This is a genomic window from Bacteroides sp. GD17 (assembly GCF_038448625.1).
Classification (GTDB): Bacteria; Bacteroidota; Bacteroidia; order Bacteroidales; family Bacteroidaceae; genus Bacteroides.
Window position 1 is genome coordinate 13,513 of sequence record NZ_JBCEZS010000018.1, and the last position, 23,296, is coordinate 36,808.

Consider the following 23,296-nt stretch of genomic DNA (forward strand, 5'->3'; position numbering starts at 1 on the left):
GCTTCCCGGTTATAATGTGCAATTTCCATAGAATATGAGGAAGAACCTAAAAACGTGGCAAGGATGGCTGTTGTTTGGAGGCTCAATGGTCATTGTGTTCGTCTCAGGACTGTGTATTTCGGTTTTGACGGACCGGAGAACCGAAGTAGAGGAGCTGTTTAATAATCATAAAACGGCAATTAAGGGAATTGAAGCCCGTAGCGAACTCTTTAAGGATGATTTCTCTCGTGAATATCAGACCTGGAGTGAAACGGAAAAACCTGATTACCAAAGCGAGCTCAACAAGTATGTAGGAGGCGATATTCTGGAACGGCGCCCCGAGATGGTAGTCCTTTGGGCAGGATATGCTTTTTCTAAAGCTTATTCCACGCCACGCGGACACATGCATGCTATTGAAGATAGCCGTGCTTCCCTCCGCACCGGCGCACCCTTGACGGATACTGACGGTCCGCAACCTGCCACTTGCTGGACTTGTAAGAGTTCGGATGTTCCCCGCATGATGGAAGCTATCGGCGTAGATACTTTCTATCGTAATAAGTGGGGCGCACTGGGTAGTGAAATCGTCAATCCCATCGGCTGTGCCGATTGCCACGATCCCGAGAATATGAACCTGCATATCAGCCGTCCCTCCTTGATAGAAGCTTTTCAGCGTCAAGGCAGGGACATTACAAAGGTTTCTCCTCAGGAGATGCGTTCGCTGGTATGTGCGCAGTGCCATGTGGAATATTATTTCAAGGGTGACGGCAAATACCTGACTCTTCCTTGGGATAAAGGCCTTACTGTGGAAGAGATGGAAGCATATTATGATGAGGCCGGTTTCTCTGATTTTATCCACAAGTTGAGCCGTACCCCGATAATAAAGGCGCAGCATCCTGATTATGAGCTTTCCAGAATGGGCATTCATGGACAACGTGGTGTGTCGTGTGCCGATTGCCACATGCCTTATAACAGTGAAGGCGGTATCAAGTTCAGCGACCATCGTATACAAAGCCCTCTGGCTATGATTGACCGTACTTGTCAGACTTGCCACCGCGAGAGTGAGACTACTTTGCGCAACAATGTTTACGATCGTCAGCGTAAGGCAAACGAAGTACGCGACCGCTTGGAACAGGAGCTGGCAAAGGTGCATATTGAAGCAAAGTTTGCTTGGGATCATGGAGTTACGGAGGATCAGATGGAAGGCATATTGGCGTTGATCCGTCAGGCACAGTGGCGTTGGGATATGGGGGTGTCATCTCATGGTGCTTCTTTCCATGCGCCGCAGGAAGTGCAGCGTATCTTGTCTCATGGACTGGACAGGGCTATGCAAGCTCGTCTTGCCCTGTCCAGAGTGTTGGCAAAGAATGGCTTCACAGAGGATGTGCCCATGCCGGACATTTCGACAAAAGCCAAGGCACAAGAGTACGTCGGCTTGGATATGGATGCCGAACGGGCTGCAAAAGATAAATTCTTGAAAAATGTTGTGCCGGCCTGGTTGGAGAAAGCTAAAGCTAACGGGCGTTTGCTACAAAAATAAATCGTATTCTGTTGTATGTGGAGTAAACCGTGGGGGTATAAGGAAGGTTTTGCTTGCGGAGCAGGTTTGTTGGCTTCGGGCTTGCTGTTGCAAGAAACAGTTGGAGGAGTGCGTTGGGAACTGTTTGCCTGGCCGGTCAACATTATTGTTCTTGTGTTATATCTGCTTCTGCTGTCAGTGATGCACATGCTTCGTAAACGAGTGTATGGCTTCTACTGGCTCAGTCACCATACCTCTGCGGTTTCTTCTCTTGTTTGTGTGGTAGCCGTCACGGTGGTGATGGGATTTCTTTCAAAAAAGATGCTTTCCTTCTGGCCGTTTGTACTGTTTTATGTGTGGCTGGCGTCTTCTTTGGGGCTGACTGTTCTCCGCACCTCTTTTCCATTAGAGCTACGCAAGATTCCTTTTTTGCTCAATCATGTCGGGCTTTTCATTGTTGTGCTGGCAGCTACCTTCGGCAGTGCCGATTTGCAACGCCTGAAAATGGTGGCCCAAATGGAAGAGGCTGAATGGCGGGCTATGGATGAAAAAGGCAGGTTGGTAGAATTGCCGTTTGCTATTGAACTGAACTACTTTACCATCTATGAATACCCTCCTAAACAGACATCGGAAGGCCGGACGGAAGAGGGTATACCGCAACGTTTTGTCTCTGCTGTGACTGTTTATACACAAGAGGGAAGTGCCGTGCAAGATACGATTGAGGTGAATCATCCTTTGAAGGTGTCCGGCTGGAATGTCTATCAAGTAGGGTATGACGCTAAAAAAGGACGATGGAGTGATATCAGTATATTTGAACTGGTGCGCGATCCGTGGCTACCGTTCGTTTATGCCGGAATCATTATGCTGATGTTGGGAGCGGCCTGTCTGTTTGTTCATGGGCGCTTTGGTATTTTTGCCACTTGCCTTATTCTTGTATTGGTCTTTGTCTGTTTCAACTTTTTCCGGCCGGCTATACAGAACGAGACACCGATGCCTGCTTTACAAAGCCCTTGGTTTACGCCGCACATTGTGGCTTATATGTTTGCCTATGCCATGCTTGGAGCCGCTGCGTTGATGGCGGTCTACCTGCTCTGCTTCAAGAAGAAAAGCATTGAATGCCGGGAGATGAATTTGTGTGATAAACTGACTTGGGTAGGACTTGCCTTTATGACTTTGGGCATGCTTTCGGGTGCTATTTGGGCAAAAGCTGCCTGGGGACATTACTGGGAGTGGGACCCTAAGGAGACTTGGGCGGCGGCAACTTGGTTTTCCTATCTGGTATATATTCATTTCCGCTTGGGACGTCCTTCGGCACATTGCAAGGCATTGGTCTTGTTGCTTGTCGCTTTTCTATTGATACAGATGTGTTGGTATGGCATCAATTATCTGCCTTCGGCACAAGGGGTAAGTGTGCATACTTATTGAGCCGCCAAAGATAGAAAGACAGAGAAGCAACTCCCTTTTCCCACCTTGGAACGTACTTCTATGCGCCCTGACAGCTTTTCAATGATTACTTTACTGATAGAAAGTCCCAAACCGCTTCCCTGGCCAAACTCGTCACTCTTATAGAAACGGTCGAATATCATAATCTGTTCTTTCTCATCGATGCCCTTACCGCTGTCTTCCACGTATATGCAGACTTCATTCTGTTCTTCAATAACTTTGCATCCCAACGTTATGTACCCTTCTTGGGTAAACTTATTGGCATTGTCCAAGAAGTTAGAGATAACCTGGATGAAACGTTGACGATCTATGTCTACGGGCAGGTATAGGGCTTCGTCCAGTTTGAGATGGAATTGTAGAGAAGGCTGTATCAACGGCTGGTAAATTGCATAGATTTCTTTGACGATTCCGGTCATATTCCATCTCTCTATTTCAAAACTCATATAGCCGGAGTCCAGGTGTGATATTTCCACCATATCATTAATAAGCTTCAGCAGCAGTTCATTGTTGCGGTTGATAATATCGAGCATGCTTGCTTTTTCATCCGGGCTTATCTCGTCGGAACCTTCACCAACCAATACATTTGTGAATCCCACGATGGAGTTGAGCGGAGTACGGATTTCGTGGCTGATATTATTGAGGAATGATTGCTTTAGCTCTGCTTTCTCGGCCATTTGTTTGGCCAGAATCAGTTGCTGTTCGCGGTCCACCACTTCCTGGATGTTCTGCATGATACCTGCCAGCATCATTTCTCCTTTGGCATCTTTCAGACTGCGGCAACGCAACTCATACCATTGATATTCTTTCTTTTCTGCATCGAAACACAGGCGGGTACGCCGTATCTGTGTGTCCGTTGACTGGCACAGGGTTTCGTAAAGTGCACTTAGTAACTGCCAGTCGTCGGGGTGTGCAAATTTAGAGAATTCAGCTCTTGAGAATTGGCGTTGATGCAGTCCGGTCAGCCGTGCATAGTTCTCATCAAACTCAATGACGTCTCCCTGCATATTCCATAGTGACACTTGACCACCATCGGTAGAAAGAGTTAAACGCTTATGAACCTTCTCGAGCATTTCCATGTTTTTCCGCTCAATCATGGAGCGTCGGCGTATGCGTAGCAGGCTGATGGATATGAAGATAAAAGAGAAAATAAATAAGGCTGCCAATAAGTAAAGTTCCTTGCGGTAATGGTCGTAAAACGGATAATTGATGATGCGCGTATGCTTGGGTACCTTGTTTATATCATTGCTGTTGTAAGCAGAAAAGCGTTTCCAGTCAAGTATGTATTCCTTCTCCAAATCTCTGATTTTAGGCATACCGATCTTTTCTTTATTCATCAGTCGTACGGATAAGTCTACAGCTGTCCGGGCAGAAATCTCTTCGGTAGCCATATAGCCGCCTACAATTTTGGATTCTCCTCCAAAGCCTTCGCGTATGCAACTGAAAGAAGGGATATTAAGTGCATTTACTATCGGGAGTGCCACCAGGTCAAACTTATCCAGCAGGAATACTTTTTTATCCTGTTCACTTTTTGATTTCTCCATCATGACGAGTAGGGACAGCCCTTTTATATATCGGAATGGATAGAGATAAATGGTCTGTTCGTTTTCTTTTATGCGTTCGTTTGCCAATGCGGGCATAAGGTCATAATACTCAACCATGTCATTAATTTCTTTGTACTTGTCTTCCAATGCGTACATTGACTGCTGTCCTAAGATCCGCACATTCTTCCTGTCTACCGATCGGGTCAGCAAGTCAAAGGAGGCTCGTCCCAGAAAAGTCAGGTCAACATTGAACACGATTTCCATGCCTGTATCGGGATGCAATGCTTTTATGAATTCTATGTTACGTCTAAAGTCCGGTGTATCCCGTAAAACATAAATCTTTCTGGATTCGTACTCTTTCAGAAGCTTTTCGTTGGGGAAATTCACATTGCAGGCTACTACCGGAATGGAGGTCAGGAGCTGATGACGGGTAGAAAGCATCGAATAGGTAGCCTGGTCGCCTATGGGTAGAATCAAGTCTATCGGCTTGTTCTTGAGGAGTTCCAGATATTTCCTGATATGGTTGATTTCTTCTTTTTCAGTGAGCTTGTTGCAATCAAGATAGAATTTATCAAACACGGGTTCTATACCTTGCTTCCTGAATTCCTGTCGGACGAGCTTTTCAAAGTTCAGGCATCCGGTTTCATTGACTGCAAACGAGTATATAAGGGAAATATGCTTCTTTATTCTGTGGTTTGCAACATACCATCGTCTGAAGTTATATCCTAATAAAAATATACCCAGTAAGAGTATACAGGCAAGTATGTTTTTATATTTAAGGTTGACAATTCCCATGCTTTTATTGTATGTCTGACAAAAGTAATATAATTTCTATAAAGGGAGAAATATATTACAAAATATCGTAAGCATCTCATTTGTTTTTCCTATGGGGAAAATGTATCTTTGGTGCCGATTAATACAAATACTTAAATATTTATCATGAAAAAGAAACAAATCGTACAACTATTTGGCTTGCTCGTATTTTCGGTGAGCGTACAAGCTGTAGCAAAAGACAAAAACACGCCTTTGTACAAGGATGCCAAGGCACCGGTGGAACAGCGCGTTGAAGACCTCTTGTCACGGATGAACCTGGAAGAGAAGATTTACCAGCTGAACCAATACACATTAGGCTTCAACAACAACATTAATAACCTGGGTGAAGCTGTAAAGAATGTGCCGGCAGAAATCGGTTCAGTCATCTATTTTGAAGCAGACCCGCAACTGCGCAACGGGTTGCAAAAGAAGGCGATGGAGGAATCCCGTTTGGGCATTCCTGTACTTTTCGGTTACGACGTGATACACGGTTTCCGTACAGTTTATCCTATCCCTTTGGCACAGGCATGTTCCTGGAATCCGGCATTGGTGGAGCAATCCAGTGCAGTGGCTGCACAGGAAGCGCGTATGTCCGGTGTGGACTGGACATTTTCTCCGATGATTGACGTGGCTCGTGACGGCCGTTGGGGACGTATAGCCGAAGGGTATGGCGAAGACCCGTATGCTACCGGAGTATATACTGTGGCCTCCGTCAAAGGTTATCAGGGTGATGATATGTCTTCGGACAAACGTGTGGCAGCTTGCTTGAAGCATTACGTGGGCTATGGTGCATCAGAGGCCGGACGCGATTATGTCTATACCGAGATTTCCCGTCAATCATTGTGGGATACTTATCTGCCGCCTTACGAGGCCGGCGTAAAGGCTGGTGCGGCAACTCTGATGAGCGCCTTCAATGACATCAGTGGTGTACCAGCTTCTGCCAATCATTATACGTTGACGGAGGTGTTGAAGAATCGCTGGAAGCATGACGGTTTTGTGGTTTCCGACTGGGATGCCGTAGTGCAACTTGTCAATCAGGGGGTAGCTGCCGATACTAAAGAAGCTGCAGAGAAAGCCTTTATGGCAGGTGTAGAAATGGATATGACCGATAATTGTTATCAACGGCACTTGGCAGAGCTGGTGAACGAAGGAAAAGTTCCGATGCAGAATATTGATGATGCCGTGCGCCGTGTACTCCGCATCAAGTTCCGCTTGGGCTTGTTTGATAATCCTTATACTAAAGAGGTGAAGCAGGAAGAACGCCTTCTGCTTCCGCAGAGTCTTCGTGCTGTGGAGCAGATGGCAGAAGAAACCATTGTTTTGTTGAAGAATGCCGATAATGTCCTGCCACTGTCCGGAGCCAAGAAGATAGCTTTGGTAGGTCCGTTGGCCAAGAACCAGGCTGATCTGTTGGGCAGCTGGTCCGCGCATGGACGGGCTCAAGATGTGTGCAGTATTTATGATGCCATGACCCGTGAGTTTGCAGGTAAGGCAGATATTGTTTATGCACAGGGTTGTGATTTTGACGGTGAGAACCGGGATGGTTTTGCCGAAGCATTGGCCGTGGCAAAGAATGCGGATGTCGTTGTGCTCTGCCTGGGTGAGAAACGTGGATGGAGCGGTGAGAATACTTCCCGGTCTACTATTGCATTGCCGGCTGTCCAGGAAGAATTATTGGCCGAGTTGAAGAAGGCAGGTAAGCCTGTTGTCGTGCTGCTGTCGAACGGTCGTCCTTTGGAATTGGTGCGTATAGAGAAACAGGCGGATGCCATTGTTGAGATGTGGCAGCCCGGCGTTGCAGGTGGTAAGCCGGTAGCCGGTGTGCTGTCCGGGCGTGTCAATCCTTCCGGCAGGCTGGCCATTACATTCCCTTATTCTACGGGGCAGATACCTATCTATTATAACCAACGTCCTCCCGCCCGTAAAGGTAATCAGGGTCGCTATCAGGATATTCCGAGTACCCCTCTGTATGAGTTCGGATATGGTTTGAGCTATACCGATTATAAATATGGCACCATGAAGCTTTCTGCGGACAAAGTGAAGCGGGGTGGCAAGTTGACTGTAGAAATCCCCGTAACCAACGTAGGTGGCCGTGATGGTCTGGAAACAGTACATTGGTTTATTAACGATCCTGTCAGCTCTATCGCTCGTCCCGTCAAGGAACTGAAGTTCTTTGAAAAGCAGTTGATCAAAGCCGGTGAAACCAAAGTATTCCGCTTCGACATTGATGCGGAACGTGATCTGAGCTTTGTAGACAGTGACGGCAAACGTTTCCTGGAACCGGGTGACTACTATATTATAGTAAAAGACCAGAAGCTGAAAATAAGTGTGGAATAGAGTACGCATGATAATAGGTATTATAGCAGGTGTTGTGGCTGTCGTGGCTATTGCGGGAATGATATTTATCAATCAGCCGCGTTTTGGCCGTACACCTCGCGGAGAACGGTTGGAGCGGATTAAGAAATCGCCCCATTACAAGGACGGGCAGTTTCAGAATTTGCATACTACCGTGATGATGACTTCTCAGAAAGGGCGTTTGGGCGCTCTTTGGGGATTCTTGTTCAAGAAAGAGAAGAACTTGCGTCCGGAAAAGGAAATTCCGGTGGTAAGGACAGATCTTAGGAAAATAGGGAAGGATGAAAATGTGCTGGTATGGTTCGGCCATTCTTCCTATCTCATACAGATAGATGGAAAACGTATTCTGGTAGATCCGGTGTTTTGCATGGCTTCTCCGGTTTCGTTCATCAACAAGCCCTTCAAGGGAGCAGATGCCTATAAGCCTGCCGATATGCCGGATATTGATTATCTGGTGATTTCGCACGACCATTGGGACCATTTGGATTATCAGACGGTGATGCAGTTGAAAGACCGTGTGGATAAGGTTATCTGTCCGTTGGGAGTGGGTGAGCACTTTGAATATTGGGGATTTGACAAGGAACGTCTGGTGGAACTGGATTGGTTTGAAGATGCTGTTCCGGATGAAGGCTTCATGTTCCATTGTCTGCCTACCCGCCATTTCTCAGGGCGTTTTCTGAAGTCTAACCAGGCACTTTGGGCGTCTTTCCTCATCGAAACTCCTTCACAGAAAATCTATATGGGTGGAGACGGTGGATATGATACACATTTCGCAGAAATAGGTGAGAAATATCCGGGCATCAATCTGGCTATCCTGGAGAATGGGCAGTACAATGAGGACTGGAAGTATATTCATACCATGCCCCAATACCTGGGACAGGTTGCCAAAGACTTGAAGGCAGAGAAGGTGCTCACCGTTCATCATTCCAAATATGCTCTGGCAAGGCATCCTTGGGACGAACCTCTGAAAAATGCAGTCGGCCTCAAAGAGAAAGATTCGCTGAATGTTTTGATGCCTGTGATAGGGGATGTGGTTCGTCTGGAATAATTATGAATGATGGTTTGGCGCGTAAAGCGCCAAACCATCATTCATTTAAAATTTCTTTCATTGCTTCTTCATACTTCTTTTCATCTCCCAACATTTTCTTCAGTTGCTGTGTCAGCAATTTCAGGTGCAGGCTTTCGTCGGCAATCAGTTTAGTGAGCAGCTTCCGGGCAATGTCTGCCGATTCAGTGCTGGCTGTAATCCGTTCTTTTACCGATTTGTAGAATTTGATGGTGGCCACCTCGGAGTGTGCAGCCAAAGTCAACGCTTCGGTAACTGTTCCGCCTATATTTACATTTTTGCTGTCGTAAGGCTTGGGCAATGTTCCACCCAGCGCCACGATGGCATCCCGCACATGAGCATAATGTTTCATTTCAACTAAAGCGATGCCAAGCATCAATTCACCGATTTCGTCTTCAAAGACAGCTTCCTGCTGAGTGTATTGCAGGATGGCGGTGATTTCCGAATATTCCGCACTTTCTATGGCCGGATAGAACCATTCGGGTTGCACACCGTCGTTGGGTTTCATGTCATCAGGCTCTACCCATTCCACGTCCTGGTTCGAGTACTTTAGCACATCTACTAAGGCATCTGCCATTCTATCTACATAATTGATCATAACAGTTAAGTTTTAGAGTTATGCAGGCGTAACAATCGGCAACAGCGCTTGGTTTAAGGAAATGCTTAAAAAGCACGTCCTTTATATACATTCGATTCGGATAGTGGAACCAAACGACCGTTTAGTGTTAAAGTATTCGAATTGTAGTTGGGGCTGATTCTGGCCGTTGCATTGTTGCCACCATTTGTAAGTGTGATGAATACTTGTGCCGATATACCTACACCTTGTACACTGAAATTGCAGTTCAAGTTTCCCCTCTTGTCGGTAGTTATCTTCAATTCTCTTGTAGTACCGTCCACGGTAATTCCACCAATTCCGTTGGGACCTGCAATGGCACTGTTGGACGCGATTTGAACGGATGCTTGGTTGCCGTTCATCATTACAAAGTTTGTAGTGGGCGATACGTATGCGCTCCGTCCTCTTTTAAAGACCAATTGGTCGGCTTCCAATACAAACTCTCCTTTTTGCAATGCCTGAACTGCTATGGCGTATGCCCGTTCGTTTTCTGCTTTTTCACGTGCCTTCTCGGCTTCACGCTGTGCCTTGCGCTCTGCACGGCGTGTCTCACTCTTGCTTTGTGCATACATCAAGGTCGATGCACTTACCAATACCAATGCGATCAATGTAATGACTCGTTTCATAATTGTTCTTCTTTATTGGTTAATATTCTTTGGTAGATTAACAATTGAAAAGTGAAAAGGATGCAGTGATATTCATAATAAATGTCAGACTTAACACTTCTTAATCCAGGGTGAAGGTTTTTCTTTGTCTATGAATATTAACATCTTATGCATTTCTAACATATAATTGCGCTAATTTGCATGAAAATACTCGGAAAAATGCTCTTTGAGTTGTTTTTTTATTCAGCTTTTATTAATTTAGAAACCAAAATCTAATTGGGGATAGTAAAAAAGTCCTGACCCGCAGGCAAATAATATGAGAATACAATTTGAAATCAAGGAAAACCTATCAGAAATTGTTGATGAGATTCTGAATAGCGAGAAATGGATTGCTGTTGTGAAAGAAGACATCTCAGGTCGAAAACTGGTTGCCATTCGTGACCAGAATTTTGATTCGGAGGCGTCTGTCGAAATTTATGCCCGTGAAATTACTATCAAGACCGCATGGTCCAACTACACCTATCGTCTGTTTGTAATGGGAGATAACATTTGGTGCGAATACAATGGGGCCTATCGTGGATTGCTGGAACAGAAACTGCTGCCTACCATTACTCCCAAAGAAGGTTTGCTCAACTCCGAGGTTTTGGACAGCTCTTTGTACGGACATGAAAAAAGGAAACTGAGAGAGTATGCCGAAGACAATGTGAAGTTGAAGAAATTCCGCCGTGAGAACTTCAATGAGGATCGCAGCGGGATAGCTCCGTTCGATCATCCCAAAAGAGTATATGATGAGTTTATAAAGGAAGATTATGTGACTCCTTCGAAGAAGGAATAGTGTCTCCTTATAGGGTGGGGTGGATGACTTACATGCAATACCCATTCTACGGATATAAAGAGAAAAGTTCTCCGGCATTAAGAGAAAAAGTACAGAAGATAGGAAGAAAAGTTCTTTTCTTTAGTAATAATTCTCTGTTCAAAGCTTGCGAACGGATATTCACAGTGCTTGAATATGTATTCGCGCCTTGCGAACAAGCGTTCGCAAGGCGCGAATCTCAATATACAAATATATAATCTTTATGTGCTTCAGAAGCACATATTTGCAAGTGCGTTGGTTGTTATTGAAAATATGAAGAAGATAAAGACTGCTTTTATTGGTGCAGGGTATAGAGGAAAACAGCTGTTGCGATTGCTACAGAATTTTTCTTTTTTTGAAATAGTGGCAGTGGCAGACCCCGGCATTGAGCCGGCTGATATGCCTGGAATTGTTTGCTATAATAGTGGGGAAGAAGATTATCTGAATATGCTCGACCGGCATAAACCTGAACTGGTGTTTGTTGCTTCTCCTTGGCAATATCATGTCCGGCATGCCATGCAGTGTGTGGAATGGAAGTGTCATGTTGCTTTGGAGATAAAAGGAGGGCTTTATTTAGATGAATATCAACCTTTAATCAATTTGGCAGAGCGAACGAATTGTCGTGTTTATCCTTTGGAGAATACCCTTTTCCGTCGGGAAGTTCTGGCGGTTCATAATATGGTAGATGCGGGTATGCTGGGAGAAATCGTATATATGCGTGGTGGATATCGGCACGATCTTCGTCATCTTCTGCTGGATGATGCCGGGAATATCGGAAATCGGAAAAAGACAGAGAGTGTATGGCGAAGCAAGTTTTATCAGAACGAGAATGGAGACCTTTATCCTACGCACGGTTTTGCTCCCCTTTGCCTGATAGCGGGTATCAACCGAAAAGACAGGATAAAATATTTGACATCATTTGCCTCGAAACCTGCGGGAATGTTACAACGGATTAAAGATTTGGGTGGAAATACGGACATAAAAATTACCATGGGAGACATCATCTCTACTCAAATGGAAACAGAAAATGGAATTTTGATATCCTTAGTTCATGATACTACCTTGCCGCGTCCCCGTAGCCTGGATTTCGAAATTCAGGGAACAAAGGGGATTTGGCAAGGAGACCGGCGTTTAATCTATTTTGAAGGCATCAGTCCTGACGAAGCATGGGAAGCCGATTATGCTTATGTAGAACGTTACGAGCATTCTTACTGGCAGCAGTGGGGAAGGGAAGCTTTAGAGCAAGATACTCATCATCAAGGCATGGATTATATCATGCTCAAGGCTCTGGAAGCGGATCTGAAGGGGGAAGTCCCTTATCCGGCAACCGTCCGTGACCTTGCACTGTGGACTTCCGTCACTCCGTGGTCGAAAGTTTCGATTTCGGAGCGGAGGACTGTTGCTTGTTGCTTTTGCGGTGCGTACGGAAGATGAACTTTATTTCTATTCTTCACGTACTTAATATATTACCTTACTTAGCTTTTTGTACACTTATAAGTGCTTGGCTTACTCTGTCAACGTCTTGCGCGCTTCGCGGTCGGGGTCATAAACTACTTCGCAGCGATCGCTCAGCATCATTGTGGCACCCTTGTCCGGCATGTATTGCGGCCATTCGGGTAGGCTTGCACAATTGGGGTTGCCCGTACGCATGAAACTCAGCAAGGCATCGGCCATCTTCGTGGAAAGGTCGCGCGGACGTTTGCCTCCACCCGTATGGGTAAGCATGATGTCGGTATTCTTCAACCAGAAGCTGATATCCAGGCAATGAAAGGCACGCATGCGCCCGTCGAATAAGGGCGGCTCCCAGCCGAACCATGCCAGGTAAACTGGCGCGTTTTGCTGTGCCTTGGCATTGATGGCTTTAATCACTTTCTCTCGGGAACTCATTATCAAGCCGAGCAATTCAATGGGTTTCTTGTCGGGAAACGCTTTTTCATAAGCCGTCACAATTTTTTCGCCGTTCTTGCCCTTCATTTTATCCACTATTTCCACCAACTGCACCCTGTCCATCTTTTCAAGGGCGGCATTGTCGCGGCTCATGGAGAACTCGCATGTAGTGGTGCTGAATAACATGGGAACATGGGCCGAAGGAGCTTCCGGATCGGTATAAAATGTATCCATCGGGATGTGGAAGCCATCACCCACAGGGCCGAAAGAACCACGCATCATGCCGTTGCCACCCTGCTGCTTGTCATACTTAGCAGCTGCTCGGTTGGCGAGGGCGATGTAGTCGAGCCAAGGCATTTCTTGCAATTTATTTATCTGTGAAGGCTGTAAACCGGCCTCTTTCAGGATGTATTTGCCCAGTTCGGCACTGTAATTGTTATCTATTGCTCCCGTGATGTTTCCGCTCAGGGCAATAGCTTTATGCAATAGACCCTTCGTCTCGGCCATGGCTACCAGCGTGCAGACTTTGGCTCCGCCACCTGACTGGCCCATGATGGTGATGTTGCCCGGATCGCCTCCGAATTGTGCGATGTTGTTGTGTACCCACTTCAGGCCGGCTACAAGATCGAGGATACCGGCATTACCCGACTCGGCAAACTGCTTCTCATTCACCCTCGAAAAGTCGCTGAAGCCGATAGGACCCAGCCGATGGTTTAATGAGACGAATACAATGTCTCCGTAGCGGCTGAGGTTCTCGCCCCGGTAACTGTCCTGCTCAATGCCACTGCCGTTTGTAAAGCCGCCTCCATGCAGCCATACCAGCACAGGACGTTTCTTACGGTCGGTCAAGGCGGGCGTCCAGACATTCAGCATCAGACAGTCTTCGCTGACGTCATAGTAATTCCAATGGTCGGTGAATGTACTGTATGTGTTGCGGTACTTGCCTGTCGTAACCTGCGGGGCTGTATCGCCCCAAAAGACCGCCGGACGGATGCCCTCCCAAGGCTCGGGTTCACGGGGCGGCATGAAGCGATTTTCGCCTACTGTACTTGCTCCATATGGTATGCCACAGAAGGTGTATATACCTCTTAATATATAGCCGCGCACTTTGCCATACTGAGTTTGTGCTACGGCAATGGAGTCTCCTATATATAACTGTTGCCCGTCTTGCGAAACGCTACCCGGTTGTTGCCCTGTCTCTCCGGCAGAGCAAGCGGAGAAGGCATACACGAAAACACCCGCGCAAAGCAGGGAGATGCCTTTCATGATTTTCGATTTAACTGTTTTCATACGCAGTGAACTTTTTTCTATTACAAAGATGAACATTATAAAAAAAGAATCCACACACGGCTATGCAAAGGATAGACCGCGTGCGGATTCTGCATCGTCCATCACAATCTTTTTACTCAACCCTAATAATTGTCCTATAAAGTAACTTCACCTTCCAGGCGGATATCTGCTGAAGAGGTACCGATAAGCAATTTCACCTTACCGGGCTCTACTACGAACTTATCTTGAGCTTCATCCCAATAAGCGAAATCCTCTTTGGGAATATCAAGCACCACTTCCTTTGTATCACCGGCTGCGATAGGCACCTTATTGAATGCTCTCAACTGTTTCATCGGGCGTTCTACCTTCGATTCCGGATAACTGGCATACAATTGCACCACTTCCTCACCGTCGCAGTTGCCCGAATTCTTCACCAATACAGTCACGGTAACCTTATCCTTGCTCTGCTTGACAGACTTGATTTGCTGGTAGTCGAATGTCGTATAGCTCAAGCCATAGCCGAAGGGATAAAGCACATCGCCCTTGTAGTACATGTAAGTACGTCCGTGGCGGATGTCATAATCCATCATGTCGGACAGGTCGGTAATGTCCTTTACCCACGTCTGGGTGGTATGTCCGGAGGGATTGACCTTACCAAACAAGACGTCGGCCAAACCGTTACCTTGTTCCTGGCTGCAATGCGTAATGTGCAAGATAGCAGGCAGATTTTCCTGGCTCCAGTTGATGGTGTATGGGAAACTGCTAACTAGTACCAGGATGGTATTGGGATTGGCCTTATACACCTGCTTCAGCAAGTCTTCATCAGGCAACATCAGCGATTTCCTATCCACAGCCTCTCGTCCGTCACTCGGTACGGGGCAGAAGAACCAGTCCGGACGTGTGCCATACGGGTGGTTACCCACGCATACCACAGCTACATCAGCCTCTTGGGCCGCATTCACGGCTTCATCTATCGCATTGTTGGCAGCATAAATCACTTCTGTCTGTCCACCTTTCACGGCGTTGCGAATACCTTCCAAGATAGTAACCTCATATGCTGGTGTGCCGCTATACCAGTCTTGCACAATCTTATCGGCATAAGGGCCTATCACGGCTATCTTCTTCAGCTTGGAGGCATCAAGGGGCAGCAGATTCTTACTGTTTTTCAGCAGCACCACCGACTTGGCCGTCACTTCGCGTGCCAATTGCTTGGCTTCCTCACGTTCGTAAGGAGGCACTTCGTTGGGGACGGTACCGATGTTCTTATAAGGATCAGCAGAATCCTTTCCGTCCAGTAAGCCCAGCCTCAGGGCTACGTATAGGTTGCCACGAATAGCCTTGTCAATGTCTTCCTCGGTCAGCAGGTTCTTTTCCAAAGCTTCCTCGATATAAGGTTTATAAACATCCAAGAATTGTCCTGTAGTAGCCTTTACCACTGCAGCCGCCCCTTCGGCCATACTGGGATAAGCATGGTGGGCATTGACCAGCAGTTTCAATGCGCCGCCATCTGTGCAGATAATGCCGTTGTTGCCCCATTTGTCGCGGGTAATCTCCTTCAAACAAGGATGCACGCACATGGCCGGACCGTTCCATCCGTTATAGGCAGCCATGAAAGCATGGCTTCCACCTTCAGTGATGCCTTTGTAGAAAGGATAAGCATAATATTCGTAGAATAGGCGCATATCGAAGTTGCTCGATGTGCTGTCTCTGCGGTCTTCATTACTGTTGGCCAGGAAGTGTTTCATCAGGGCAGCAGTGCGCCAATAGCGTGGGTCATCACCTTGTAGGCCTTTGATGTTGGCTACTGTCAGCCTGGCAGTCAGGAAGGCATCTTCACCGTAACTTTCTTCCGTGCGTCCCCAGCGCGGGTCGCGTGCCAAGTCGGCATTCGGAGCACGCATCACCAAGGCTGTACGCTTATCTTCAGGGCGTTGCATGTAGTAGCGCGCTTCAAGGGAAGCCTGCTCGCCCACCTTCTTCACTAAGTCTACATCCCAGGTGGCACCCAGTCCATACGATTGTGGGAAAATAGTCGTAGGCCTATTGGTAGGGATTATTTTCCCATTCTCCCCCTTCTCACGCCCTCCCCAGGCAGCAGGGCCACCCAAAGCCAATCCGTGTAGGCCCTCATGGTGACGACAAGGTAATATGCCCAAACGGGGCACAGCCAGGTCACTGCCGAGTAAAGTAATTTTCTCCTCCAACATAAGCTCTTCCAGTAAGGCGTCGATGCGCTTTTCATCCGATAGCTTCGTGTTCTGAAACTTGTAAGTTTTCTGCGCCCCGACCGACAAGCAAGCCATCATGAGGCACGACACAACAAATAAAGATTTTATTCTCATGGTTATATAAATTTAGTTCGCAAATCTTATATGCAGTAAATTTAGTTCTCTAATTCAAAAAGAATGTGTGGAAAACGGATCTTTTTGATAAGCACATGTTTCTTATCACCAACCCGGATTTTGCTTCAAAACACCGTCAGACAGCAGAATCTGGTTCGTGTTGACCATCATCAAACCAGCCTTGTTTATAAAGTTCTGGGGATTGAACGAGATGGTAGCGGGACCACCGGCTGTCAGCACCTCAACGCCGTCTTGCTTGGCCAATTGGGTAGCTGCATAATCTATGCCTTGGCGCAGCAAATCGTAATAGTTGATGCCCTCGAAAGCAAATTCAAACTGACGTTCGCGCATTATGTTCTCTTTTGTAGCCTGCTTTTCGGTGTATAGCGGAGAAATATTACCGTCTTTATCCTTAAAGGCACGCTCTCGAACCATGTTGAAATACTGTTGTGCCTTGGGACTGCCCAGCTCGGCTGCCATCAACAACACGTCGGCATAGCGAACTCGAACGAAATCCTGGTGGTTTGAAATCATCAAGTTACCCGTACCGTTTTCCATACCGGCATGCGTACCATTGGCAAAGGCCAGCGGAGCATACTTCTTGATGTAGTAACCGGTGTATTCCTGCGATTGGACAATACAAGTTTGAACCAGCTGATTTTCTTCCAATCCCTCACCTTTTATATCAATTACAGAAGCTGTACGCCTGGTATCGCCATTCTCATATTCTTCAACGAATTCTGGATTCACCGTAGCATACCCCCAACCTTGTGCATAAGGAGCCACGCCTGTTGAGGTACGCAAGGCAATATTCACTTGCCAACGATTACCGTCCGAACCGGCCCAGTTGACACTGGCTGTACATTTTACGGTCAATACTGTCTCGCTGTTACCATCACCGGCATAATCGCCATATAAGGTAGTCACATCGCCTACTTCTGCTTTCTGGGCACAGGCTGCAGGCCACAAACGCCGGTACTCAGGTACTAAGGCGTATTCTCCCGAAGAAATAATGTCTTCTACGGCGGACAATGCATCGGCTTTGCTCACGCCCTCAGGCTCCTGACCATAATAACCGGTGTAGTACAAATAAGCGCGTGCCAAGATGGCTTCACAGGCATACTTGGTAATCTTGCCGTCGTTTGTCTCCGATTCAGCTTTGGGATAAGCGTTTGCCGGGATATTTTCGATGGCAAACTTCAGGTCATCGAAAATCAGCTTATACACGTCAGCGGGGTCTGCTTGCGGTATATTCTCATCAGTAGGTTCGGTAAGCAAAGGAATGTTGCCGAACTGACGCACCACATCGAAATATAAGAAAGCACGAATGGCACGGCACTCGGCCATATACTGAGTATGCATGCTGCCCGTTTCGTTCCACTGAATGCCATTTTCGCGCGTGATCAATTCGTTGCAACGGTAAATGCCCGCATAATAACCAGACCAGTTGGAACCTGTGGAAGAAGGCATTTCAGAGAGGTCAAAACGGTCGGTCACACGCATGCCGTTACCATCGGAAGCACCCGAACCACCGAAACATTCATATCCCATTACTTCAGCGCTAACTAAGATATTGACAGCGCTACCACACGTTGCACGTCTATAACCATCGTAGCAACCCAACAAGGCACGATAGGCGTCTTGCTCTGTCTTATAAAAATTTCCTGTCGTAGATTCGGTCTTTGATTCCACATCCAAGAAGCCCTTAGTGCAAGAAGTCATTCCTAAACTCAGGCATAAAATGCCTGTTGCAATTATGTTAGACCTAATATTTTTCATATTCATACGTATTTTTATAAATTAGAATTTAAGATTTACACCTACAAGAACAGTACGGGGACGCGGATAGTAACCGTAATCTAGGCCCGATACCCAAGAATTGTTGGAAGAACCGAAGCCGATTTCTGGATCCATACCGTCATACCCGGTAATGGTGAATAGATTTTGTACCTGGAAGTACAAGCGGGCCTGGCTGACTGCTTTACTTTTGAACAATTTTGCGAAGTCATAACCCAACGTAAGGGTACTCAAACGCAGGTAGTCACCATTTTGTATAAACAAGTCAGAGAACTGATAGTTGATGTTGTTGTCCGTAACACGCGGAATCCGGTTGCTGGTACCTTCACCGTGCCACCGGTCGAGGATAGCCGTTGTGTAGTTCGGCGTAGGACGGGTATGGTTACGGTAAGACTGTACAATCTGCTGTCCAAAGGCGCCGTTTGCCACGATGGAGAAATCGAAGCCTTTGTAATTGAAGCCTAAGTTCAAACCCAATGTGAAATCAGGAATGCCGTTGCCCAAGTTCACCTTATCGTTGTCGTTGATTCGTCCGTCATGGTCTTGGTCCACAAAGCGCACATCGCCCGGCTGTACATTCGACTGCAGGATGCCGTTGCCTGCAGCACGCCAGTCTTCTATTTCCTGCGTGTTCTGGAAAATGCCGGCAGTTTCATAGCCCCAGAAGTAACCGATAGGCTGGCCGTTTTCTGCACGGTAGAATTCGGTAGCATTATTGTACAATTCATCGCCTGCGCCATGGATGATGCCGTCGCTGGTAGGAATATGACCTACCTTATTCTTGTTGTAGGAACCGTTCAGCGTGACGTTATAATTAAAGTCTTTACCTACAGTGTCGTTCCAAGTTAAAGCCAATTCCATACCGGTATTCTTTACGTCGCCACCGTTGATGTAAGGAGCGCCCGTACCGGCTGTATTCAAAATAGGAGCTGTGAGCAACCAATCCTTTGTTTTCTTCACATAGAAATCGAAGTTCATGCCGAAACGACTGTCGAAGAGGCGGGCATCGAAGCCGATATTGGTCTGCTCGGAAGTTTCCCACGTCAACTTTTCATTAGCCAAACGGCTGGGATAAGCGCCCCAGTTGTTACCCAATGCTGCAGCCTCGGTAGACGAATTTTGATGGGAGTTACCGAAATAGTAATATATATATTGTGACGTGATAGGTGCCAGGTATTGGTAGTTATTGATGTTCTGGTTACCTACCTGTCCCCAACTGACACGCAGTTTGAAGTAGTCGAGCCAGCTGCGGGTACTTTCCATGAACTTCTCGTTGGTCATGATCCAGCCTGCGGAGATGGAAGGGAAATAACCGTAACGGTGTCCACGGGCAAACTTGGAGGAACCGTCGGCACGTATCGTAGCATTCAGCATGTAGGTTTCTTTCCAGTTCCAACCAAAGCGGGCGAAGTAAGAAACCGTGCGGGTTTCATCCAGCGGATAACCGCTGACACCCAAACCACTGGCAGTAGAAGCAGCTGTGCCATTAGTGACGTAAGCATGTTCCCAATCATCAAATCCTTCTTTCAAGGAAGAATTGCTGCCACTTAAGTAAGTGCCGTTGTATTGGTAGGACTCCATACCGATCAAGGCATTGAAGGCATGGTCGTTTACTTTCCAGTCATAAGTAGCCGTATTGGTCCACGTGAGTTCCAATACATGTTGCATGTTTTGGGTAACATTGGTATTTGTGTTACGGCTTGTCGAACCGAATTGGTATATCGGGTTGAAGTTACGGTATTCGTTGGTGCTGTAGTTAGCACCGAATACGGTACGAATCTTCAGGTTCTTGACAGGCTGTAATTCAGCATAAGCGTTGCCGGAGAAGAAGACGTTCTTGTTTTGGTTATGGCGCATCATCATCGAACCGTAGGGGTTACCGTCTTCTTGATTCCAATCGGAATTGGAGGTATCGTTGTAGGGCATGTCGTAAATGTTGTTGTTGCTGTAAATGGGAACAAACGGAGCAATTTCGTAAGTGCCACGTAACGAGTTGTCGTACTGGCCGCCTACGCCAATGCCAGTCTTATCACGGTAAACGAAGCTGACTTGTTCACCCACTTTCAGCAGGTCTTTGAATAACTTGTGCTCGGAGTTGATACGGAAGTTATAACGGGAGAAGTTAGATACGTCCTTACCACCGACAATTCCTTCCTGCGACATGTAACCCAACGAAATGGCATATTGGGAAGTAGTCGAACCACCCGTAATGCCAAGGGTATAACTCTGCATTTGGGTATTGTTTTCAAACATTTTGTCCAGCCAATCTATATCATAGAGATTGCCGTTCGCATCATAAATGGACTTATAGCTACTCCAGTCATATCCGGAACCGGTAGAGTTGCGGTGCGATTCGTCCATAATCATCATGTACTGCTCGGTATTCAACAAGTCCACCTTTTTTGCCACGTTCTGCACACCGAAATAACCGTCGAATGAGACCACGGCTTTACCTTCCTTACCGTTCTTGGTGGTCACCAATACTACACCGTTGGCAGCCTGCGCACCGTAGATGGCAGCGGAAGCGGCATCCTTCAAGATGTCGATGCTCTCGATGTCGGCGGGGTTCAGGTTGGAGATGTCACCGCGCACACCATCAATCAGATATAACGGTTCGGCATTGCCTACAGTACCCAAACCACGGATGCTCACCTTGAGGCTTTCACCCGGCTGACCGGAAATAGAAGTGATGTTTACACCCGGTGTCTGTCCCTGCATGGCCTGCAAGGGATTGGTGGTGTTTAGCTCGGCGATTTTATCACCTTTCACTTGGACAGTGGCACCCGTCACCAACTTTTTCTTTTGGACGCCGTAGCCTACAACTACGACTTCGTCCAACATTTCATTGTCTTCCATCAGTACCACGTTGATGATAGAAGATGCGCCTACCTTGATGGTCTGCGACTTAAAGCCAATGTAAGAGAAAACCAGCATTTGCCCTTCACTGGCCTGCACAGAATATCGGCCATCAAGGTCGGTGATGCTACCGGTAGAGTTTTCCTGTACTTGGACACTTACCCCAATCAAGGGAGAACTGTCCGTACCCGATGTTACTACTCCCGTAATCGTCTTCGATTGTAAGGGAGATGCTTGTACCGGAACTGCATACATGCAAGCAAGTGCCAGTACGAATGACAAGACTACGTTGCAAAAACGTAAAACTACACTTTTTTTCATACGTGTTTCTCACATTTTAATTATAAGGAATAATAAGGATAATGTACTATTTCAAAGATTCGCGTGCTTCCTTGTCGGGGTTGTAAACCACCTCACAGACATCGTTGAGCATCATTGTGGCACCTTTCTCAGCCGTGTACTGCGGCCACTCGGGCAGGTTTGCACAACTGGGGGTACCGGTGCGCATGAAATTCAACAAAGCATCAGTCATTTTTGTGGAAAGGTCACGCGGACGCTTGCCACCGCCTGTATGAGTAAGCATCAAGTCGGTATTCTTCAGCCAGAAGCAGATGTCCAGGCAATGGAAGGCGTGCATGCGGCCGTCGAACAAAGGAGGATTCCAACCGAACCACGCCAGGTAGACCGGAGCCTTTTGCGTCAGTTTCTGGTTGGCCGTAGCAATGACATTTTCACGCGAACTCAATATCAAGCCAAGTAATTCGATAGGTTTTTTGTCTGGAAAGGCTTTGGCATAAGCGTCGACTATCTTGTCACCGTTCCCACCTTTCATTTGGTTTATCATTTCGACTAATTGCTTTCTGTCAATCTGCTCCAAAGCGGCATTGTCGCGGCTCAGGGAGAATTCGCAATTGGTAGTGCAGAAAATCATCGGGATATTGGTCGAAGGGGCTGAGGGATTGGTAAAGAATCCACCCATAGGAATATGCGTACCGTCGGCGATAGGACCGAATCCGCCACGGCGACCGGTAATGCCAGCTTGTTTGTTATACTTGGCCACGGCACGGTTTGCTAACTCGATATAGTCGAGCCATGGCATCTGCTGTAGTTTACTTGCCTCGGAAGGCTTCAAGCCAGCTTCCTGCAAGATTACCTTGCCCACGGCTGTACTGTAATTCTTGTCGATGGCATCGGTAGAGTTTCCGCTCAAGGCTACGGCCTTGTGGATAAGCCCTTGCGTTTCGGGCATGGCCACTAGCGTGCACACTTTGGAGCCGCCGCCCGATTGGCCAATGATGGTGATATTGTCGGGATTTCCGCCAAACTGCCCGATGTTGTTGTGTACCCACTTCAAGCCGGCCACCAGGTCGAGAATGCCCACATTGCCCGATGCCTCGAATCCCTTACCGGCCACCGAAAGATCGGAGAACCCGATAGGCCCCAAACGATGATTGATGGACACGAACACGATGTCGCCATAACGACTGATATTTTCGCCATTATAACCGTCCTGCTCAATGCCATTACCGTTGGTAAAGCCGCCGCCATGCAACCATACCAGCACAGGGCGCTTCTTGCCATCGGCCAGCCCGGGCGTCCAAACGTTCAGCATGAGGCAATCTTCGCTTACATCATAATAATTCCAATGGTCGACAAACGTGCTGTAACTGTTACGGTATTTCCCCTTGGTCTTTTGCGGTGCTGTGTCACCCCAGAATACCGCCGGACGAATACCTTCCCACGGTTCGGGTTCGCGAGGAGGCATGAAGCGGTTCTCGCCCGCCGTACTTGCCCCATAAGGCACTCCGCAGAAGTTGTAGATCCCCCTTAATATAAAGCCTTTCACTTTGCCGTATTGGGTCTGAGCTACGGCAATGTCGTCACCAATGAACAATTGCTGTTCATCATTGTTTTCTTCTGTACTCTGCTTGGTCTGGTTAGAGCAAGCCAAAATGCTGCACAGTAAGACGCTCCCCACACATAGCAAGGAAGCCGTCTTCAATTTCATGATACCTGATTTACTTATTCGCATAACATTTGGTCTTTTGTTGACACAAATGTGGGAAAAACTGTTCTTATCAAGTTATCAAAATCTTTAATCGACTTATCAAAATCTACTTAAAGTTGTCTAAAACGTATGATTTCAATATTGAGACAAGCCTCTACCTGCATATTTTTGATAAGTAAACGAGAGCAGGACAGGTTAGGGACATTTATTGCACCTACTAATCACCCATTACTAACCGTTAATCTCTAAAATTGAAATTCCGTTTATCACTCATGTTTCTTTTGCAAAAAGTAAGGATATATTTTGATTATCACTCATTTTATATAATTTTGTGCAGAAAAAAGGATATTGAT

Annotated in this window: 13 protein-coding genes and 2 pseudogenes; 7 read left to right on the forward strand and 8 right to left on the reverse strand. The window is 46.9% G+C overall.

Annotated elements, in window-relative coordinates:
* Positions 1 to 34: 34 nt before the first annotated feature.
* From nrfA to AAE250_RS20940, 3 genes and pseudogenes are all read left to right on the forward strand, one after another.
* The gene (gene nrfA, locus AAE250_RS20930) at positions 35 to 1,516 is read left to right on the forward strand and encodes an ammonia-forming cytochrome c nitrite reductase (protein WP_294602247.1); all 1,482 of its coding nucleotides are present in this window, start codon (positions 35 to 37) and stop codon (positions 1,514 to 1,516) included.
* A 15-nt stretch (positions 1,517 to 1,531) separates the two neighbouring features.
* Positions 1,532 to 2,365, forward strand: a pseudogene (locus AAE250_RS20935) (cytochrome c biogenesis protein ResB); the annotation flags it as partial.
* A pseudogene (locus tag AAE250_RS20940) lies at positions 2,366 to 2,920 on the forward strand (cytochrome c biogenesis protein); the annotation flags it as partial.
* Here the strand turns inward: AAE250_RS20940 and AAE250_RS20945 are convergent.
* The gene (locus AAE250_RS20945) at positions 2,914 to 5,274 is read right to left on the reverse strand and encodes a sensor histidine kinase (protein ID WP_294602245.1); all 2,361 of its coding nucleotides are present in this window, start codon (positions 5,272 to 5,274) and stop codon (positions 2,914 to 2,916) included. The pseudogene AAE250_RS20940 and the gene AAE250_RS20945 overlap by 7 nt on opposite strands.
* Positions 5,275 to 5,418: 144 nt before the next feature.
* Here AAE250_RS20945 and AAE250_RS20950 point away from each other — a divergent pair, with 144 nt between their 5' ends.
* The gene (locus tag AAE250_RS20950; protein WP_294602243.1) at positions 5,419 to 7,629 is read left to right on the forward strand and encodes a glycoside hydrolase family 3 N-terminal domain-containing protein; all 2,211 of its coding nucleotides are present in this window, start codon (positions 5,419 to 5,421) and stop codon (positions 7,627 to 7,629) included.
* Positions 7,630 to 7,636: 7 nt separating this feature from the next.
* Complete coding sequence (locus AAE250_RS20955; RefSeq protein ID WP_294602242.1) at positions 7,637 to 8,695, forward strand: MBL fold metallo-hydrolase; 1,059 nt, start codon at positions 7,637 to 7,639, stop codon at positions 8,693 to 8,695.
* Between the two features lie 37 nt (positions 8,696 to 8,732).
* Here AAE250_RS20955 and AAE250_RS20960 read toward each other — a convergent pair whose 3' ends face one another.
* Both AAE250_RS20960 and AAE250_RS20965 read right to left on the reverse strand, forming a co-directional pair.
* The gene (locus tag AAE250_RS20960; protein ID WP_294602239.1) at positions 8,733 to 9,311 is read right to left on the reverse strand and encodes a ferritin-like domain-containing protein; all 579 of its coding nucleotides are present in this window, start codon (positions 9,309 to 9,311) and stop codon (positions 8,733 to 8,735) included.
* Positions 9,312 to 9,376: 65 nt separating this feature from the next.
* The gene (locus tag AAE250_RS20965) at positions 9,377 to 9,952 is read right to left on the reverse strand and encodes a DUF4251 domain-containing protein (RefSeq protein WP_294602236.1); all 576 of its coding nucleotides are present in this window, start codon (positions 9,950 to 9,952) and stop codon (positions 9,377 to 9,379) included.
* A gap of 295 nt (positions 9,953 to 10,247) precedes the next feature.
* Between AAE250_RS20965 and AAE250_RS20970 the strand changes: the two genes are divergently transcribed.
* Positions 10,248 to 10,766 carry a hypothetical protein gene (locus tag AAE250_RS20970; RefSeq protein ID WP_294602233.1) on the forward strand — a complete coding sequence of 173 codons (519 nt, stop codon included), beginning with the start codon at positions 10,248 to 10,250 and terminating at the stop codon, positions 10,764 to 10,766.
* A 291-nt stretch (positions 10,767 to 11,057) separates the two neighbouring features.
* Positions 11,058 to 12,218 carry a Gfo/Idh/MocA family protein gene (locus AAE250_RS20975; RefSeq protein WP_294602230.1) on the forward strand — a complete coding sequence of 387 codons (1,161 nt, stop codon included), beginning with the start codon at positions 11,058 to 11,060 and terminating at the stop codon, positions 12,216 to 12,218.
* Positions 12,219 to 12,290: 72 nt separating this feature from the next.
* On the opposite strand, the gene AAE250_RS20980 is transcribed toward AAE250_RS20975, so the two are convergent.
* From AAE250_RS20980 to AAE250_RS21000, 5 genes are all read right to left on the reverse strand, one after another.
* The gene (locus AAE250_RS20980; protein ID WP_446715780.1) at positions 12,291 to 13,997 is read right to left on the reverse strand and encodes a carboxylesterase/lipase family protein; all 1,707 of its coding nucleotides are present in this window, start codon (positions 13,995 to 13,997) and stop codon (positions 12,291 to 12,293) included.
* Positions 13,998 to 14,095: 98 nt separating this feature from the next.
* Positions 14,096 to 16,282 carry a glycoside hydrolase family 3 C-terminal domain-containing protein gene (locus tag AAE250_RS20985; RefSeq protein WP_294602225.1) on the reverse strand — a complete coding sequence of 729 codons (2,187 nt, stop codon included), beginning with the start codon at positions 16,280 to 16,282 and terminating at the stop codon, positions 14,096 to 14,098.
* A 105-nt stretch (positions 16,283 to 16,387) separates the two neighbouring features.
* Complete coding sequence (locus AAE250_RS20990) at positions 16,388 to 18,061, reverse strand: RagB/SusD family nutrient uptake outer membrane protein (RefSeq protein ID WP_294602223.1); 1,674 nt, start codon at positions 18,059 to 18,061, stop codon at positions 16,388 to 16,390.
* A gap of 21 nt (positions 18,062 to 18,082) precedes the next feature.
* Positions 18,083 to 21,256 (reverse strand): SusC/RagA family TonB-linked outer membrane protein, encoded by a 3,174-nt coding sequence (locus AAE250_RS20995; protein WP_294602221.1) that lies wholly within the window; start codon positions 21,254 to 21,256, stop codon positions 18,083 to 18,085.
* Between the two features lie 46 nt (positions 21,257 to 21,302).
* Positions 21,303 to 22,967 carry a carboxylesterase/lipase family protein gene (locus AAE250_RS21000; protein ID WP_446715781.1) on the reverse strand — a complete coding sequence of 555 codons (1,665 nt, stop codon included), beginning with the start codon at positions 22,965 to 22,967 and terminating at the stop codon, positions 21,303 to 21,305.
* Positions 22,968 to 23,296: the final 329 nt, after the last annotated feature.

What these genes read in the sequence shown, in the direction of transcription:
- nrfA (WP_294602247.1), top strand. Translation starts at nt 35, where the DNA reads ATGAGGAAGAACCTAAAAACGTGGCAAGGATGGCTGTTGTTTGGAGGC.
- AAE250_RS20945 (WP_294602245.1), bottom strand. Translation starts at nt 5,274, where the DNA reads ATGGGAATTGTCAACCTTAAATATAAAAACATACTTGCCTGTATACTC.
- AAE250_RS20950 (WP_294602243.1), top strand. Translation starts at nt 5,419, where the DNA reads ATGAAAAAGAAACAAATCGTACAACTATTTGGCTTGCTCGTATTTTCG.
- AAE250_RS20955 (WP_294602242.1), top strand. Translation starts at nt 7,637, where the DNA reads ATGATAATAGGTATTATAGCAGGTGTTGTGGCTGTCGTGGCTATTGCG.
- AAE250_RS20960 (WP_294602239.1), bottom strand. Translation starts at nt 9,311, where the DNA reads ATGATCAATTATGTAGATAGAATGGCAGATGCCTTAGTAGATGTGCTA.
- AAE250_RS20965 (WP_294602236.1), bottom strand. Translation starts at nt 9,952, where the DNA reads ATGAAACGAGTCATTACATTGATCGCATTGGTATTGGTAAGTGCATCG.
- AAE250_RS20970 (WP_294602233.1), top strand. Translation starts at nt 10,248, where the DNA reads ATGAGAATACAATTTGAAATCAAGGAAAACCTATCAGAAATTGTTGAT.
- AAE250_RS20975 (WP_294602230.1), top strand. Translation starts at nt 11,058, where the DNA reads ATGAAGAAGATAAAGACTGCTTTTATTGGTGCAGGGTATAGAGGAAAA.
- AAE250_RS20980 (WP_446715780.1), bottom strand. Translation starts at nt 13,997, where the DNA reads ATGTTCATCTTTGTAATAGAAAAAAGTTCACTGCGTATGAAAACAGTT.
- AAE250_RS20985 (WP_294602225.1), bottom strand. Translation starts at nt 16,282, where the DNA reads ATGAGAATAAAATCTTTATTTGTTGTGTCGTGCCTCATGATGGCTTGC.
- AAE250_RS20990 (WP_294602223.1), bottom strand. Translation starts at nt 18,061, where the DNA reads ATGAAAAATATTAGGTCTAACATAATTGCAACAGGCATTTTATGCCTG.
- AAE250_RS20995 (WP_294602221.1), bottom strand. Translation starts at nt 21,256, where the DNA reads ATGAAAAAAAGTGTAGTTTTACGTTTTTGCAACGTAGTCTTGTCATTC.
- AAE250_RS21000 (WP_446715781.1), bottom strand. Translation starts at nt 22,967, where the DNA reads ATGCGAATAAGTAAATCAGGTATCATGAAATTGAAGACGGCTTCCTTG.